This is a genomic window from Streptomyces sp. RLB3-17, assembly GCF_007113425.2.
GTDB lineage: Bacteria > Actinomycetota > Actinomycetes > Streptomycetales > Streptomycetaceae > Streptomyces > Streptomyces mirabilis_D.
Window position 1 is genome coordinate 6896011 of sequence record NZ_CP041610.2, and the last position, 16292, is coordinate 6912302.

Genomic DNA, 16292 nt, shown 5'->3' on the forward strand with positions numbered 1-16292 from the left:
CTGCGTCAGCTCCCGAAGACTTCGCGGAATGCGTGCCCGAGGACGGGGTAGAGGGCCCCGACCATCAGCACGACCCAGATACCGACGACGGACCAGAGCATCTGCTTCTGGTAGCGCGGGCCCTTCGACCAGAAGTCGACGGCGATGATGCGCAGGCCGTTGAGCGCGTGGAAGAGGATGGCGGCGACGAGGCCGTACTCCAGCAGCGCGACGATCGGATTCTTGTACGTGGACACGACCCTGTCGTAGTCCTCGGGGGAGACACGGACGAGAGCGGTGTCCAGCACGTGTACGAACAGGAAGAAGAAGATGAGGACGCCGGTGACTCGATGAGCCACCCAGGACCACATTCCTTCCCGGCCGCGGTACAGCGTTCCAGCCGGCACGGAAGAACCCTCCGGGAGCGGGGATTGGGGCCTGCCGGCTTCTGTGTCGGTCGGCCCGGCCGGGTACGGTCCACCGGCCCCGGCCATCGTAGCGACGACTTGTCGGAACGTTTACAGCGGCCCTATCTATGTGATCAAACTGGCAATCAATCAGGCACGTTCGGGCTATTCCGGACCGCCCAGGGCCCCGCGTCCCCGAGGAGGCGCGTCAGGCGCCCCCTGGCCAGACGGCGCAGCTCCTCCGCCGTGACCAGCCGCTCCTCTTCGGGATCGTTTGTCAATCGTGATCGGATTCCGGCCAGCACCTGATCCAGTGATTCCTCCGGGGAGAAGTCGTCCAGACAGATGACGAACACGTGCCCGAATCGGCTTTCGTAGGCCGCGTGGGCCGCGCTCAGGGCCGTGTGGGCGGCGGAGTAGGCGCCGTCCGGGAGCAGCGTGAGGGACTCGCCCGCGAGGGCCTCGGTCAGGTCGGCCGGGGTGAGGTCGTAGCCCGCCTCGTCGGCCGCGGCCAGGAAGGCGTCCAGGTCCGGGTAGGGCCGGTGGTCGGCCAGCCGGTGGGCCCAGCGCAGGCTGCGGCAGCAGGTCAGGAGCGCGCGCACGACGGAGTCGGCGGGCGCTGAGTTGAACGGCTCCAGGCGCGCCGGGGACGACGGCACGCTCTTCTGCTGGGGTGGGGCGACCTGGCCGGGGAGGCGTGGAAGACGGTGCGAAGGCAGCGTGGGTCCTCGGCGGTGGGATGTCGACGGGATGCCGTGACGTCCTGTGAACGTCACGTGTGGTGCGGCAGGGGAAGAAGTGAGAATCGTGCCACCACGGTATCCATGATTGACGGGAGGTGTCCGACGGATGCCCGAATGTCACCCGGACGGGAGAGTTTCGGAGCCTGCGGTGGACGGGTGACGTGGAGAGGGGGAGCGTGGAACGTCCGGGGGTGTACGACGTGAGGTGTACGAGGCGCTCGATGCGTACGTCAGGGCGTGGGCCTCGGTTACCGAAGCGAAGGGCGTGGTGCGGTGAGCACGGGCAGGCGACGACGGGCGCCGGTGCAGGACGGGAAGCGGCCGGTACTGATAGCGGTCGGGGTGGCGGTGGTGACGGGTGCCGTGGCGGCGACCGTCACGCTGTGGCCGTCCGGTGACGCCGGCGCGCCGACCGGGGCGAGCGTCACTCCGGGCCGGACGGCGGCCGGGTCCGCGAACCGGACCGGGGCCGCGCCCCCACCGTCCCCCACACCGACCCGGACCTACCCCCTCTCCCGGGCCCCGCGCACCATCCCCGCCGTGCGCGAGCACACCCCGGCGCGCGGCCCCGGCTGGCGTCCCGCGTCCGGCGCCCGCGTGGTCGTCGACGACGCCGCCCTCGCCGACGAGGGAAAGCTGCTCGCCGACGAGCTGAAACTGTCGTACGCCGGACAGACGGGGGCCAAGGACGGTGACGTCGAGCTCGGCCTGAACACCGGCGGCGCCGACCCGGAGTCCTACACCCTGACCGTCAAGAACCGCCGGGTCACCATCTCCGCGCCCGGCGAGGCGGGCGTCTTCTACGGCACCCGCACCCTCAAGCAGGAGGTGCACGGCGGCGGTACGGCGCCCGAGGGCGTCGTGCGCGACCAGCCCGCCAAGCCGCGCCGCGGGTTCATGCTCGACATCGCGCGCAAGCCCTACTCCGCGGCCTGGATAGAGGACCGGATCCGGGAACTGGGCGATCTGAAGTACAACGAGCTGGGGCTGCACTTCTCCGACGACCAGGGCTTCCGTATCCAGTCGGACACCCACCCGGAGATCGTGTCGAAGGACCACCTCAGCAAGACGGACGTCCACGACATCGTCGCCCTCGCGGAGAGCCGCCACATCCATGTCGTCCCCGAGATCGACTCGCCGGGCCACCTCGGCGCGGTGATCGCCGCCCACCCCGACCTCCAGCTGCGCAGCGCCGCGGGAACCGCCCCGCGCGGCACCGTCGACATCTCCAAGCCCGCCGCGGCCTCCATCGTCGACGACCTGCTGAACGAGTACGCCGGTCTCTTCCCCGGCCCGTACTGGCACCTCGGCGGCGACGAGTACCAGGCCCTGACCGTGGCCAGCCCGTCGACCTCCTACCCGCAGCTGGCCGCCGCCGCCAAGCAGGCCTACGGCCCCGGCGCCACCGTCGCGGACCTCGCCACCGGCTGGCTCAACGCCCGCGCCCAGGTGGTGCGCGGCCACGACCGGACCGCACGGGCCTGGAACGACGGGTTCTTCCGTGGCGGCACGGTCCAGGCGGACAAGGACCTGGACGTCGCGTACTGGACGGGCAAGGAGCTCGGCGCGCGGCCGCCCGTCGAATATCTGAGCGCGGGCCGCAAGCTCATCAACTACAACGACGAGTACCTCTACTACGTCCTCGGTGAGCCGCAGACCTTCGTCTACCCGACCGGGCAGCGCATCTACGAGCAGTGGACCCCGCTCGTCGTCCGCGGCACCACACCGGTCCCCGCCAAGTACGACGGCCAGATCCTCGGCGGGAGCTTCGCCGTCTGGTCCGACCGCGCGAACTCCCAGACCCAGGACCAGGTGGCGGCGGGGATCAGGATGCCGCTGCGCGCCACGATCCAGAAGCTGTGGGACCCGGGCCGGCCGACGCTGTCCTGGACGGACTTCAAGAATTTGGCGAACCGGCTGGGCTGAGGCGTATCTTCCCTGTGATTCGTGTGCCGGGTGTGCCCTGGGGAGGGGCGCGCCCGGTTTCTTCCACCGGCACGGACTCATGTGCCGGTGATTCGGGGGGTTTCATGTCCAGTACGCCCATGCCCGTGCCCGGGGGCACCATGGCGCCGCCGCACGGGGATGCCTGGCTGCGCTCGCCGGTGGGTCTCGGGAGGGCGGTCGCGGTGCTGCTCGGCGTGGTGGTCGTCGTGGGTCTCTTCTCGATCTGGGCGGGCGTCAAGGTCTACGACGTCACGGGCACCATCGTGACCGGCGAGGCCGGCGAGGCCGGCGAGGCGGTCCAGCGGGACGCGGTCCACGCGGACTCGGTCATGGCCGAGGTCGGGGTCGTGCAAGTGGCCTCCCTGGTCGCCACGGTCGTCGTCTACCTCGTCTGGTTCCACCGGGTGCGGATCAACGCCGAGGTGTTCGACCCGTTCGGGCACGAGATGGGGCGCGCCTGGACGGGCTGGGGCTGGTTCGTGCCGGTGGTGAACCTCTGGTTCCCGCGCCGGATCATGCTCAACACCTGGGACGCGAGCCGTCCCGCCGGCACCCGCACCTCACACGGGCTCGTCAACGCATGGTGGGTGATGTGGACCATCACGCTGTTCGTCGGCCGGGCCGGGTTCGAGAGTTACCGCAAGGCCGAGACAGCCACGGAGCTCTACGTCGCCGTGGGCGACGTGTTGTTCGCGGACGTCACCGGCGTCGTGGCCGCCGTACTCGCCATCCTCGTCGTCCTGCGGCTGACCCGGATGCAGAACGAGAAGGCCCTGCGCGGCCCGGTCCCGCCCGGGGAGCCGGTCCCGGCGGCCGTCCGGGACCACCGCTGACCGTCGGCGTTGGGCCGTTGGAGGCGGGCGGCGCGCCGGTTCGGCCGATTCCCTGGCCAATTGACTTGCCCCTGTGGTGTATTCGGCGCGGCCGAACCGAAACACCACCGGGGGGAAACCGGCATGGGCTACTGGGGCTACTACGTCGTGGGCAGAAGCGAGCGGCCGCTCGCGGAGCTGGACGCACTGGGCGCGGCGCACGGGATGGTGCTGCGGACCACGGCGCCCGACGGCTGGCAGGTCTGGGAGTACCCGAGCGGTGACGGCGACGTCGGGAGCATGAACACGCTCGCCCGGGAGACCGGCGCGCCCGCGCTCTTCGGGTACGTCATGAACAGCGACTGTGTGGTCGTCGAGGCGGCCGGTCCCGGGAGCGGCGCGTGGACGACCTGTCTGGCGCGCACGGCGATGGCCGCGCACCTGGGGCAGGGCGAGGAGGGGCTCACCGTCGACGACTACTTCCTGGAGCCCTCCGACGCCGCCGCACGGGCTGTCGCCTGGGCCGCGGAGGCCGGGCACACGGTGGTGGCCGAGCCCCTGCTCGCCGTGCTGACCGCGGACGCCGACCCCTTGGCCGAAAACCTGCTCTTCCGGTTCCTCGACCGGCTCGGAGTGGTGCCCCTGTGACACTCCCGCTCCGGAGCACGCAGTAAGGGAAAGTGCGGGCTCCGTAAGCGGGAGCGCCCTGTCGAGGGAGGCGTGATGAGCCTGGTGGACCTGATCGCTCGGGCCGACGAGCGTGGTCTGGCGGCGAGCGGGCTGGCTTGTTTGGATCGGTGCGTACCGCTGCTGGGCGGCGACGACGAGGTCCTGCGGCCGCTCTGGTCGAGCCTCGCCGACGGTGGCGCGGACGGCGACGCCTGGGGCGAACGGCTCGCCAAGGCGCGGGCGGAACTGGACTGCGCCGACCCCTCCGCCGACACCGTCCTCGGCCCCGACCCCGCCCCCGGATCCGGCTCAGGAGCCGAGACCGAGACCGAGACCGAGACCGAGGCCGAGACCGAGGCCGAGACCGAGGCCGCCGTGAGTGACGAGGACCGTGCCGCCGCGCTCGCCCGCCGCATGCTCGCCACCGCCCCCGGCGACCCCTGCGCGTCCGCCCTGCGCGCCTGGGCCGACGCCTGTTCGGCGGCGGCCCTGCAGATCCACCGGCTCCTCGATGTCGCCGCCGACGGCGACGGCCCCCTCGTCGCGGCCGAACGGCGCCGCCAGGTCGCCGTCCTGGAACTGCTCGCGGGCCGCGGCGCGGGCGGCCTGCGCCCCGCCCTTGAGGTGTCGACGGAGGGGCGGCGCGTCCTGCGCGCGGTGGTGTCGCGTCGGGCGCGCGGGCGGTCGTAAACCTGTTTCCCTGAGGGGTTCCTGTGACCGTCCTGGGGCCGGAGATGGGGGTCCTGGGTCGGTGTCGCGAAGGTGCCCGGCACGCGTGACGGATCCCGTCCGGAAGGCGCTCTTCCGAGTGTGAACGCAACGAGTGCGAACCCGATCCGGGCGACCAGGCCCTCCGCCGCGAACAAGCCCGTGCGCTGGGCCGCGGACACCGTCGCGACGATGCGCGAGGGCGCGCGGCTGCGCCTCGACTACTCGGCGCAGAGCCTGTGGCGCGTCGACCGGCTGATCGAGGAGATACGCCGGGAGGGGGCGCCGTACGCCGCCCTCCACACCGTGCTGCGCGGCTTCGGCGCGTACGCCGGTGAGGTCGTCGTCCGGCGCACCGGCGCAGAGTGGTGGGAGACGGGCGGCGAGCACTGGCTGCGCACCCCCGACGGGCGCCTGTGGGACCCCATCGACGAGGCCCACCGCTGCTATGCGGGCGACGGCTCGCTGCGGCTGCTGTGCCGCGAGGCCGTGGGATAGGGGGAAGCGTGCCGAACGGCGGCGAGATTGCCGGTTCTTAAGGTACGCGACCGTTCCCAAACGGCGGTCTCCGGAGTGAACATGAGGACAACCGCCGGACTCGGGAGGCCTCGTGGCCGACAACCGCCGTTGGTGGGCGCTGGTCGTCATCGCGCTCGCCCAGTTGATGGTCGTCCTCGACATGACCATCGTGAACATCGCCCTGCCCTCCGCCCAGAGCGACCTGCACATGTCGGACGGCAACCGGCAGTGGGTCATCACCGCGTACACCCTCGCCTTCGGCGGACTGCTGCTGCTCGGCGGCCGGATCGCCGACCTCGCGGGTCGCCGACTCACCTTCATGATCGGCCTGTTGGGCTTCGCCGCCGCGTCCGCGCTGGGCGGCGCGGCCGCGAACTCCGGGATGCTGTTCGGCGCGCGCGCCCTCCAGGGCGTGTTCGCCGCACTGCTCGCTCCCGCCGCCCTGTCGCTGCTCACGACGACGTTCACCGACCCCGGGGAACGCGGCAAGGCGTTCGGCGTGTTCGGCGCGATCGTCGGCGCGGGCGCGGCGTTCGGGCTGCTCGCCGGCGGCTTCCTCACCCAGTACCTGGACTGGCGCTGGTGCCTGTACGTCAACGTGCCCATCGCCCTGGTCGCGTTCGCCGGCGCGCTGGCGGTGCTCAGCGGCGGCGGCCGCTACGAGGACGCCCGCCTCGACGTGCCGGGCGCGGTGCTCGGCTCCGCCGGAATGCTCTCGCTGGTCTACGGCTTCTCGGAGGCGGAGTCGAGGAGCTGGGGCGACGGACTGGTCCTTGGACTGCTGGCCGCCGGGGTCGTGCTGCTCGGCGTGTTCGGTCTCTGGCAGACCCGCGCCCGGGTGCCTCTGCTGCCGATGTCGGTGGTCAGGGACCGGCAGCGGGTCGGGGCGTTCCTCACCATCCTCTTCGTCACCATCGGGATGTTCGGGGTCTTCCTCTTCCTCACCTACTACATGCAGCGCGTGCTCGGGTACTCGCCGATGAAGACCGGACTCGCCTACCTCCCCATCACCGTCGGCATGATCACCGGCTCCACCCAGGTCGCGGCCCGCCTCCTGAACCGGGTCCCGCCGCGCGCCCTCATCGTCCCCGGGCTGCTGCTGGCCGCGGGCGCGCTGGCGATCATCGCGCAGGTCGGGGTGGCACCCGCGTACGCCTCGCACATCCTGCCCGGCATGCTGATGCTCGGCCTCGGCATGGGCACGGCGATGATGACCTCCATCTCGCTGGCCACGGTGAGCGTCGCGCCCCGGGACGCGGGCGCGGCCTCCGCCACCTTCAACACCGCCCAGCAGGTCGGCGGTTCGATCGGCACGGCGTTGCTCAACACGATCGCCGCGAGCGTGACGACCCGGTACGCGACCGCGCACGCGGCCCCCGGCGTCGACCGTCGCGCCCTCGCCTCCCGGGCCGCCGTGCACGGCTTCAACGTGGCCACCTGGTGGGCGATGGGAGCGCTGCTGCTGGCCGCGCTGATCGCCGGGGTCGTGGTGAACGCGGACCGGATGCCGGCCCCGCAGGCGCGGCCGGCTCCGCTGCCCGAACCGGTGGAGACGGACGCCTGAGCCAGGACGTGTTCCGAGGGGCGCCCGGGGTGCCTGACGAGCTGTGACATTTATGTGAGGCCCGACGCAGATGACCACGTGGGCGTCGACACGGCCGACCGTGTCGCACGGTGCGCATTCTGACCGACTCGGGGCGAACGAGGACAGCGTTGGGCCAGGGAGGGGAACCCCGCCGCGTACAGGCGTACGACGGTGAGCTCGGTGCGGCCGTGGCGCGGGCGCAGCAGGGGGACGAGGCGGCCTTCGCGCTGGCGTACCGGATCGTGCAGCCCGGACTGCTCGGGTACGTGCGCGGGATCGTCGGGGACGACGCGGAGGACGTGGCGTCCGACGCCTGGCTGGAAATCGCGCGGGACCTCGGGCGGTTCAAGGGGGACGGGGCGGGGTTCCGCGGCTGGACCGCGACCATCGCACGGCACCGCGCGCTCGACCATCTGCGGAGGCAGAAGGTACGGCCCAGGGCGACCGGGCTCGAGAACGACGTACTGGAACTGCCCGGCACCCACAGCACCCACGACCAGGCGCTGGAGAGCCTCTCCACGGAGCACGCCCTGGAACTGGTCGCTCGGCTGCCCCGCGACCAGGCCGAGGCCGTACTGCTGCGGGTGGTCGTCGGCCTCGACGGTCCCGCCGCCGCCCGTGTCCTCGGCAAGCGCCCGGGCGCGGTCCGCACCGCCGCCCACCGTGGCCTCAAGCGCCTGGCGCAGCAGCTCGGCGCCGACGGGGAGCCCGGGGTGTGACGCCCAACGACCCCTGGACGCCGAGGGATTCGGGACGAGCGTCAGGAAGCGGTCGGCCGAGGACGGGCAGGGGTGGGCAAGGGCATGGGCGAGAACGGGACCTCCCTCGACGCGCTGCTCGCCTGCGCCGTAAGGGGTGTTCCCGTCGATCCGGAGGCCGAGGGGCGGGCCGTCGCCGCGTACCGGGCCGCTCGCGAGGGCGGGGCGCACGGGGCGCGGTCCCGGCGGCGCGACGACTGGCGACCGCGCCAGCAGCGCCGACCGGGGCGCGCGTTCAAGGAGAGTCAGAGGGCCGATGGCAACGGCCGGGGCCGCCACCCCCCACAGGAGAGGCCCCGACCGTCGCGCGGCACGGGCCGCGCGGCGACCCGTACTCTCTACAGCGCCGCGGCTGCGTTTTCTGTCACACCTCGCTGTGTCACCAGTTAGTTGCATCCTGTACGAACATGGACGGGGAGCGGTTTCAGGCCGTAACGTGCCATTCGCGCCGGGGTGCGGAGGACGGACAACCGCACCCATGAGGGGCCTAGGACCGCATCCACCAATCGAGGAACCACAACGGCGAGCAGCCCGGTCCGCGAAAGCGGCGCCGGCTTAGGCGGAGAAGGGCGCGCGGTGCTGGGGGACGACGCGGAGCTGACCGCCGCGGTGCTTGCGGCACAGGACGGGGACGAGACCGCGTTCCGGACTGTGTACCGCTCGGTGCACCCACGGCTGCTCGGATACGTACGGACGCTGGTCGGTGACCCGGACGCGGAGGACGTCACGTCCGAGGCCTGGCTGCAGATCGCCCGTGACCTGGAGAGGTTCAGCGGTGACGCGGACCGCTTCCGTGGCTGGGCCGCCCGGATCGCCCGCAACCGCGCCCTCGACCACATACGCATGCGCGGGCGCCGCCCCGCGATCGGCGGTGACGAGACGGAACTGACCGCGAAGGCGGGGGATTCCGACACCGCGGGCGAGGCGATCGAGGCGCTGGCCACCAACAGCACCCTCTCGCTGATCGCCCAACTGCCCCAGGACCAGGCGGAGGCCGTCGTACTGCGCGTGGTCGTCGGCCTCGACGCCAAGACCGCGGCCGAGACCCTCGGCAAGCGCCCCGGAGCCGTCCGCACCGCGGCGCACCGCGGTCTCAAGCGGCTCGCGGAGCTGCTCGGCGCGGATCCGGAATCCGCTGGCGGCCTCGGTGTCGTCCCCCCACAAAGAGAGTCACGAACAGAGTCGCGCACACGCGCGGTGACGTCCGCGGGTGTGACGCATACGCGTTCGCGGACGCAGAAGGACATGTGATGGCCGACGAGCAGGACAAGTGGCTGGACCGTGACGCCGCGGAGCGTCTGCTGCGTGGTGAGCCGCTGGAAGCCGTCGACGCCGACACCCAGGGCCGGGCCAAGCGGCTCGCCGACGTGCTCGGTGCGCTGGCACCCGAACCCGCGCCGACCAGTGCCGAACTCCCCGGCGAGGCTGTCGCGTTGGCCGCGTTCCAGCGGGCTCGCGCGGACCGGCAGGGTGAGGTCGCCCAGCGCGGCGGACGGGTGCGCCCGGGGGCCGCGGCCCATTCCGCCGACGCGGGTCTCGTCCGGCTGGGCCGTCCGGGTCCGGCCCCGCGGGGGCCCCGTTGGGGCCGCCCGGTGCGCCTCGGGATCGTCGCCGCGCTGGCCGCGGGGATGATCGGCGGGGTCGCCGTCGCGGCCGGAACCGGAGTGCTGCCGACTCCGTTCCGTGACGACTCGCCGCACCCGGCCGCGACGATTTCCGCGGCACAGACACCGCGGCAGCCGTCCCTCTCGCCGTCGCCGCAGGCGTCGAAGGCCGACGGTTCCCAGGCCCCGGTCCCGGGCGCCACCACGAGCGCGCCGACCGGTGCCGGTTCCGGCGACGACGAGGCCCAGGGGCCCGGCGCGCCGAGCGGACAGCCCGACTCCTCCGACGCGGGGCGGTCGGCCCGCGCCCGCGAGTGGTGGGCCAAGACACGCTCGTACTGCCGCGACGTGCTGGACGGCAAGACCCTGGAGTCCGGCCGCAGACGTGTCCTGGTGGACGCCGCGGGCGGCGGCCGGCGCGTGACGAAGTACTGCAAGGACGTCCTGGGCCGGGCGGGCGCCAACACGGGCGACGGCCGGGGCGATCAGGGCTCGGACTCCGGCTCCGACCAGGGTGCCGGGGGCGGTTCCGGCGACGGTTCGGGCAGCGGCTCCGGTGGCGGGGACAGCGGCGGTGACGGCGACGGCCACACAGGGTCGGGCGGTACGGGGAGCCATCACGGCGACAACGGGATCCTCGCCCCGTCGCCGAGCTCGGTCGTCGCGCCGCTGCGGTCGGCCCTCTGAGCAGTCGCTGAGGTCGGCCCTCTGGTCGGCCGCTGCGGTCGGCCCTCTGGCCGGTCCCTGAAGCAGACCCTCCAGGCAGTCGCCGCTGTCGGCCCTCTGAGCGAGCTTTCGGCCATCCGGCCCGGGCGTGTTCTCAGCCACGCGAACTCCGAGAACCCAGCAATCTGCCATCTGACCTGCGGTTTCTCACTCCCTCGGAAATTTCTTCCGCCAGGGTGTGACGTTTTCGGCCGCGCCGACGCAGTACTGGGTGAGCCGACTGGTCATCGGCCGTCGCACCGAGCCGGGGTTCCCCCCGTACCCAGGCCCGGTGCACATCGGCGCGGGCGGGACACGTTCCCCCGGTCCCGCCCGCGCCCCATCACTCCTTCCGCCCCCTCCGGGCCGGCCGTCACCAGTAGACGACGACCTTGTCCCCGTTCCGGACCTGGGCGAACAGCGCCGCGATCTTCCCCTCGTCCCGTACGTTGACGCAGCCGTGCGAGGCGCCGTAGTAGCCGCGGGCCGCGAAGTCGGGGGAGTAGTGGACCGCCTGGCCGCCGCTGAAGAACATCGCGTACGGCATGGACGTGTGGTAGATCGTCGACACGTGGTAGCGGGATTTGAAGTAGACGCTGAAGACCCCTTCCCGGGTCGGCGTGTACTGCGAGCCGAACCGCACGTCCATCTCCGAGACCGTCCTCCCGTCGATCATCCAGCGCAGGGTGCGGCTCGTCTTGCTGACGCACAGCACCCGGCCCGTCATGCAGCGCGGGTCGGGCCGCGCGGCGGGCTGCCCGCCGTACGGGTACAACTCCCACGCGGCCGGCTTGTGCGTCATCCCCCGCAGCCGCCCCCAGGTGACGGCGTCCAGCTCGCCGGTCCGCGGCAGCCCGCGCTTGCCCTGGAACCCCTTCACCGCGGTGACCGTCGGGGTGTCGTACGTCCCCGTCGGCGCCGGGATGAGCCAGGCGAGCTGGTGCAGCCGGGCCTGGACCTCACGGACGTCGTTCCCCTTGTCGCCGCGGGACCAGAGGACCTTGGGGGCGGCGGACGGCGTCGTGCCGCCCGGCTTGTCGTCCCCGGGCGTGGCCGAACGGTCCGTCTTCGAGGCGGACGGAGGCGTGCTGCCCGGCGTCCTTCCCTGCGTGCTCCCGTGCGCGTCCACGGCCTGGGCCGTACAGCCGCTCACCGCTACGAGTGCCACGAGGGCGGCCAGCGATCTCCCCATACCAGTCGTACGCATTCCAACCCCCGGTGCGTCGTCGTGTCCCCTGAGATGCTCCCCACGCGCGCCCGGTTGCGAACGACGCGCCATCCTGGGGAATGAAGCGTGTGAGCAATGAATCCTGAGAGCGATGAAGCCTGTGAGCAAGGTCCCAGCGCGGTCCTCTCCATCCCGCGCACGGCCGCCGCTACAGTCCGTGGCGAGGGTCGGACCTACCAGTAAGTAACTTCAGCGGGAGGCACAGCAATGGCGCGCGAGTCGGAGTCCGGACTGCCCATCGAACCCCTCTACGGACCCGAGGTTCTGGAGGGCTGGGATCCGGCCGAGAAGCTGGGCGAGCCGGGCGCGTACCCCTTCACCCGCGGTGTCTACCCGTCGATGTACACGGGCCGCCCGTGGACGATGCGCCAGTACGCGGGCTTCGGCACGGCCGTGGAGTCGAACGCGCGCTACAAGCAGCTGATCGCGAACGGCACGATGGGCCTGTCGGTCGCCTTCGACCTGCCCACCCAGATGGGCCACGACTCGGACGCGCCGATCGCGCACGGCGAGGTCGGCAAGGTCGGCGTGGCCATCGACTCGGTGGAGGACATGCGGATCCTGTTCGGCGGCATCCCGCTGGACAAGGTGTCCACGTCGATGACGATCAACGCTCCCGCGGCGCTGCTCCTGCTCATGTACCAGCTGGTGGGGGAGGAGCAGGGCGTCCCGGCCGACCAGCTGACGGGCACGATCCAGAACGACGTGCTCAAGGAGTACATCGCGCGCGGCACGTACATCTTCCCGCCCAAGCCCTCCCTGCGGCTGATCGCGGACATCTTCAAGTACTGCAAGGCCGAGATCCCGAAGTGGAACACGATCTCGATCTCCGGCTACCACATGGCCGAGGCCGGTGCCTCGCCCGCGCAGGAGATCGCGTTCACCCTCGCAGACGGCATCGAGTACGTCCGCACGGCCGTGGCCGCCGGCATGGACGTCGACGACTTCGCCCCCCGCCTGTCCTTCTTCTTCGTCGCCCGTACGACGATCCTGGAGGAGGTCGCGAAGTTCCGTGCGGCCAGGCGCATCTGGGCGCGGGTGATGCGGGAGGAGTTCGGCGCGAAGAACCCGAAGTCGCTGATGCTGCGCTTCCACACCCAGACCGCCGGGGTCCAGCTGACCGCCCAGCAGCCGGAGGTGAACCTGGTGCGCGTCGCGGTCCAGGGCCTGGGCGCGGTCCTCGGCGGCACGCAGTCGCTCCACACCAACTCCTTCGACGAGGCGATCGCGCTCCCGACGGACAAGAGCGCGCGCCTGGCCCTGCGGACGCAGCAGGTGCTGGCGTACGAGACGGACGTGACGGCGACGGTCGACCCCTTCGCCGGCAGTTACGTCATCGAGAAGATGACCGACGACGTCGAGGCGGCCACGGTCGAACTGATGGCGAGGGTCGAGGAGCTGGGCGGCGCGGTGTCCGCGATCGAGCACGGCTTCCAGAAGGGCGAGATCGAGCGCAGCGCCTACCGGATCGCGCAGGAGACCGACTCCGGTGAACGGGTCGTGGTCGGCGTCAACCGCTTCCAGCTCGACGAGGAGGAGCCGTACGAGCCCCTCCGCGTCGACCCGGCCATCGAGGCCCAGCAGGCCGAACGCCTCACCAAGCTCCGCGCCGAGCGCGACCAGTCGGCGGTGGACGCGGCCCTCGCCCACCTCAAGAAGGCGGCCGAGGGCACGGACAACGTCCTCTACCCCATGAAGGACGCCCTGCGCGCCCGCGCGACGGTGGGCGAGGTGTGCAACGCGTTGCGGGGGGTTTGGGGGGCGTATGTGCCGAGCGATGCGTTCTGAGCTGGGCGGTTACTCCGTATGAGTGATCAGGGGCGGAGTTCGATCGGCCCCGGTTACTCTCGTGAAGAGTGAGCCCCCTGAAAAGGAGGGTGCCGTGGCCGTACTGCAACACAAGCTGACGCTGGGCGAAGCCGCCGACCTGCTCTCCCGTGCACTGCCTGGGCACCGCGTGGAGATTCTCCAGGGGAGGCTCACTGCGACACCGCCGCCGGACGGTTCGCATGCGCAGTCGTTGTCTTGGCTGGTCGTAGCGTTCGACGGGGCGGGGGCACGGAAGGCCGGGCTCAGGTATGTCCAGGGCATCGGCCTCTGGCTGCCCGCGCTACCTGACGACTACGCGATCCCGGACTTCTCGGTCGTCGACGAGGACTTCCGCGACGCTCTGGTCCAGAAGAACTGCTACGCCCCGAACGTCTTCCGCCTGGTCATGGAAGTGACGTCCTCGAACTGGTCCGACGACTTGGGCCCCAAGGTCGAGAGTTACGCGGAGGCCGGCATCCCGGTCTACATCGTGGTCGACCGCAAGCACGACGAGGTGCTCCTCTACCAGGACCCGGTCGACGGGAAGTACGACGCCCCCCAGCGCTTCAAGCGCGGTCAGAGCGTTCCGGTCCCCGACTCCGTCGGTGTCAGCCTCGACCTCGCCGTCGACACCCTCCTCGACGGCGACTGACCACCGACACCCGAAGGTGGAGTGTCGTACTCTCGTGCGACACTCCACCTCATGCTTGGTGTTATCGACCTCCCGACCTATCTCGCGGGACTCGTGCTGATCGTTCTGCTTCCCGGTCCGAACTCGCTGTACGTGCTGTCCGTCGCCGCCCGCAAGGGCATACGCACGGGGTACACGGCCGCCGCGGGTGTCTGGTGCGGGGACACCGTGCTGATGACCCTGTCCGCGGCCGGAGTCGCCTCGCTGCTGCAGGCCAACGCCGTGCTGTTCGGGATCGTGAAGTACGCCGGGGCCGGATATCTGACCTGGCTGGCGGTCGGGATGCTGCGCGCCGCGTGGGGCATGTGGCGCACCCGGTACGAGCGGGCCGAGGAGAGCGAGGCCGCCTCGGCGCCGGCCGCCGAGGAGCGGCCCTACCGACGGGCGCTGGTGATCAGCCTGTTCAACCCGAAGGCGATCCTGTTCTTCGTCGCCTTCTTCGTGCAGTTCGTGGACCCGGGCTACGCCTACCCGGCCCTCTCCTTCGTCGTCCTGGGCGCCTTCGCCCAGCTCGCCAGCTTCCTGTACCTCACCGCGCTGATCTTCAGCGGGACGAAGCTGGCGGCGGCCTTCCGGCGGCGCAAGCGGCTCTCGGCGGGGGCCACGACCGCGGCGGGCGCCCTGTTCCTGGGCTTCGCCGTGAAGCTCACCCTGGCCAGCGCCTAGGACAGCTCCTCGGCCAGGTCCTGGGAGAGGCCCTGGCCCAGGACGCCCAAGCGCCTCGCGTACTCCCGCAGCCACGAAGCCGTGCCGCCTGCGGTACGGGATCGGCTGAACCCGCGCGCTGCGCCCTACGGCCGAGACGTCCCCACGGTCGGCCGGGGCTTCGCCAGCGCCGTGCGCAGTTTGGGCGTCAGCCAGTTCTCCACGTACCGGTTGAGGAGCCAGGCCAGGAGCAGCATGCTCGCCGCCGTCAGCAGGAACGTGGCGTACGACGGGATGTGCAGCCCCTGGTGGAGGGCCTTGATCACGACCCAGCCCAGGTGCTCGTGGACGAGGTAGAAGGGGTACGTCAGCGCGCCCGCGACCGTCAGCCAGCGCCAGTTGGCCCAGCGCAGCCAGCCCAGGGCGATCGCGGCGACCGCGACATAGCCGAAGGTGACGACGAGGACGATGCCGTAGGTGGTGCGGTAGGAGAAGCCGCCCGCCTGCGGGGCGTGCCACAGCCCCTGCACCGCGTAGTGCTGGCCGATCAGCCAGCTCACGGCCACGATGCCCCAGGCGTACACGTCCTTGCGGTCGCGGTGCACCAAGTAGAGGCCGACGCCGCCGATGAAGTACGGCGCGTACTCGGGCATCAGGACGATGTCCAGCAGCGGCATCTTGGCGCCCTGCGCGATGACGTAGGCCAGCGTCCAGCCGGCGCAGAACATGATCACGCGGCGGCGGTTCGCGCCCGGCAGGACGATGCACAGCGCGAAGAGGGCGTAGAAGCGGACCTCCGCCCACAGCGTCCAGCACACGCCCAGCACCCGGTCGACGCCGAGCGGATACTGCAGCATCGTGAAGTTGACCAGGGTGTCGCTCGGCGAGACCGTCTTGAACGCGACCATCGGCAGCGCGAACACCACCGTCACCAGGATGATGGCGGCCCAGTACGCGGGCAGCAGCCGGGAGGCGCGGGAGGCGAAGAACGAGCGCAGCGGGCGCCCCCAGCCGCTCATGCAGATGACGAAGCCACTGATCACGAAGAACACCTGGACGCCCAGGCAGCCGTACGCGAAGTACCCGTGCAGCACGGGGAACTGGTGGCGCGGCGAGCCGCCCCAGGCCTTCGCGACCTCGCCGTCGCGTCCGCCGTAGTGGTACGCGGCCACCATCAGCGCGGCGACCAGCCGCAGTCCGTCCAGTGCGCGCAGCCGCGTCTCCCGGCGCTTGGCCGGTATCGCGGGGGGCGTTGCGTCCGTGGGCGGCAGGACGGTGCGGGCCACGGTGCCCGTGGAGGCCACTTGGACGGCCTCGCGCGAGTCGATCACAGGTTTCCCCTCAACGGGACTCAGTGGACCCACAGCACACTAATCCGATTAATAAGGTTTACCTGGCCGTCCGACCGACGATTCGCCCGACGGTCCCTACGCGTTCACCTGCACGTCGTTTCGGGTTCCTGGGCCGGTTCGCGCGGCCCGGC

Annotated in this window: 16 protein-coding genes; 12 read left to right on the forward strand and 4 right to left on the reverse strand. The window is 71.3% G+C overall.

Features of this window, described 5'->3' with window-relative positions; all coding sequences use genetic code 11:
• Nucleotides 1-5: 5 nt before the first annotated feature.
• Complete coding sequence (sdhC, locus tag FNV62_RS31330) at nt 6-386, reverse strand: succinate dehydrogenase, cytochrome b556 subunit (RefSeq protein ID WP_075028381.1); 381 nt, start codon at nt 384-386, stop codon at nt 6-8.
• 146 nt (nt 387-532) lie between these two features.
• The gene (locus tag FNV62_RS31335; protein ID WP_309171441.1) at nt 533-1045 is read right to left on the reverse strand and encodes a 2-oxo-4-hydroxy-4-carboxy-5-ureidoimidazoline decarboxylase; all 513 of its coding nucleotides are present in this window, start codon (nt 1043-1045) and stop codon (nt 533-535) included.
• Nucleotides 1046-1402: 357 nt separating this feature from the next.
• On the opposite strand from FNV62_RS31335, the gene FNV62_RS31340 reads away from it, so the two are divergent.
• The 9 genes from FNV62_RS31340 to FNV62_RS31380 all read left to right on the forward strand — a co-directional run bounded on the left by FNV62_RS31340 (nt 1403) and on the right by FNV62_RS31380 (nt 10418).
• Complete coding sequence (locus FNV62_RS31340; RefSeq protein WP_225900439.1) at nt 1403-3055, forward strand: beta-N-acetylhexosaminidase; 1653 nt, start codon at nt 1403-1405, stop codon at nt 3053-3055.
• A 119-nt stretch (nt 3056-3174) separates the two neighbouring features.
• Nucleotides 3175-3909 carry a DUF4328 domain-containing protein gene (locus tag FNV62_RS31345; RefSeq protein ID WP_225900440.1) on the forward strand — a complete coding sequence of 245 codons (735 nt, stop codon included), beginning with the start codon at nt 3175-3177 and terminating at the stop codon, nt 3907-3909.
• A 123-nt stretch (nt 3910-4032) separates the two neighbouring features.
• The gene (locus FNV62_RS31350) at nt 4033-4536 is read left to right on the forward strand and encodes a hypothetical protein (protein ID WP_060901438.1); all 504 of its coding nucleotides are present in this window, start codon (nt 4033-4035) and stop codon (nt 4534-4536) included.
• A gap of 75 nt (nt 4537-4611) precedes the next feature.
• On the forward strand, nt 4612-5247 hold the full coding sequence (locus FNV62_RS31355; RefSeq protein ID WP_164331791.1) for a hypothetical protein: 636 nt from the start codon (nt 4612-4614) through the stop codon (nt 5245-5247).
• Between the two features lie 120 nt (nt 5248-5367).
• The gene (locus tag FNV62_RS31360) at nt 5368-5763 is read left to right on the forward strand and encodes a hypothetical protein (protein WP_143602709.1); all 396 of its coding nucleotides are present in this window, start codon (nt 5368-5370) and stop codon (nt 5761-5763) included.
• A 112-nt stretch (nt 5764-5875) separates the two neighbouring features.
• Nucleotides 5876-7348: an MFS transporter gene (locus FNV62_RS31365; RefSeq protein WP_060899931.1), complete on the forward strand. Its 1473-nt coding sequence runs from the start codon at nt 5876-5878 to the stop codon at nt 7346-7348.
• A gap of 149 nt (nt 7349-7497) precedes the next feature.
• Nucleotides 7498-8088, forward strand: coding sequence for an RNA polymerase sigma factor (locus tag FNV62_RS31370; protein WP_143602710.1), 591 nt, complete (start codon nt 7498-7500; stop codon nt 8086-8088).
• Nucleotides 8089-8703: 615 nt separating this feature from the next.
• A complete protein-coding gene (locus FNV62_RS31375) occupies nt 8704-9378 on the forward strand; it encodes an RNA polymerase sigma factor (RefSeq protein ID WP_060899933.1) in 675 nt (224 codons plus the stop codon).
• Nucleotides 9378-10418, forward strand: coding sequence for a hypothetical protein (locus FNV62_RS31380; RefSeq protein ID WP_143609059.1), 1041 nt, complete (start codon nt 9378-9380; stop codon nt 10416-10418). The genes FNV62_RS31375 and FNV62_RS31380 overlap by 1 nt, the downstream gene beginning before the upstream one ends.
• A gap of 391 nt (nt 10419-10809) precedes the next feature.
• Here the strand turns inward: FNV62_RS31380 and FNV62_RS31385 are convergent, their stop codons facing one another.
• Nucleotides 10810-11643 carry a L,D-transpeptidase family protein gene (locus FNV62_RS31385; RefSeq protein WP_181360916.1) on the reverse strand — a complete coding sequence of 278 codons (834 nt, stop codon included), beginning with the start codon at nt 11641-11643 and terminating at the stop codon, nt 10810-10812.
• A 228-nt stretch (nt 11644-11871) separates the two neighbouring features.
• Between FNV62_RS31385 and FNV62_RS31390 the strand changes: the two genes are divergently transcribed.
• The 3 genes from FNV62_RS31390 (at nt 11872) to leuE (ending at nt 14830) form a co-directional block, all read left to right on the forward strand.
• A complete protein-coding gene (locus tag FNV62_RS31390) occupies nt 11872-13452 on the forward strand; it encodes a methylmalonyl-CoA mutase (protein ID WP_054233680.1) in 1581 nt (526 codons plus the stop codon).
• Between the two features lie 94 nt (nt 13453-13546).
• A complete protein-coding gene (locus FNV62_RS31395) occupies nt 13547-14125 on the forward strand; it encodes a Uma2 family endonuclease (protein ID WP_097285965.1) in 579 nt (192 codons plus the stop codon).
• A gap of 51 nt (nt 14126-14176) precedes the next feature.
• Entirely contained in the window at nt 14177-14830 is a 654-nt protein-coding gene (leuE, locus tag FNV62_RS31400) for a leucine efflux protein LeuE (protein WP_143602712.1), read from the forward strand.
• 125 nt (nt 14831-14955) lie between these two features.
• On the opposite strand, the gene FNV62_RS31405 is transcribed toward leuE, so the two are convergent.
• A complete protein-coding gene (locus FNV62_RS31405) occupies nt 14956-16080 on the reverse strand; it encodes an acyltransferase family protein (RefSeq protein ID WP_225900883.1) in 1125 nt (374 codons plus the stop codon).
• Between the last annotated feature and the right edge of the window lie 212 nt (nt 16081-16292).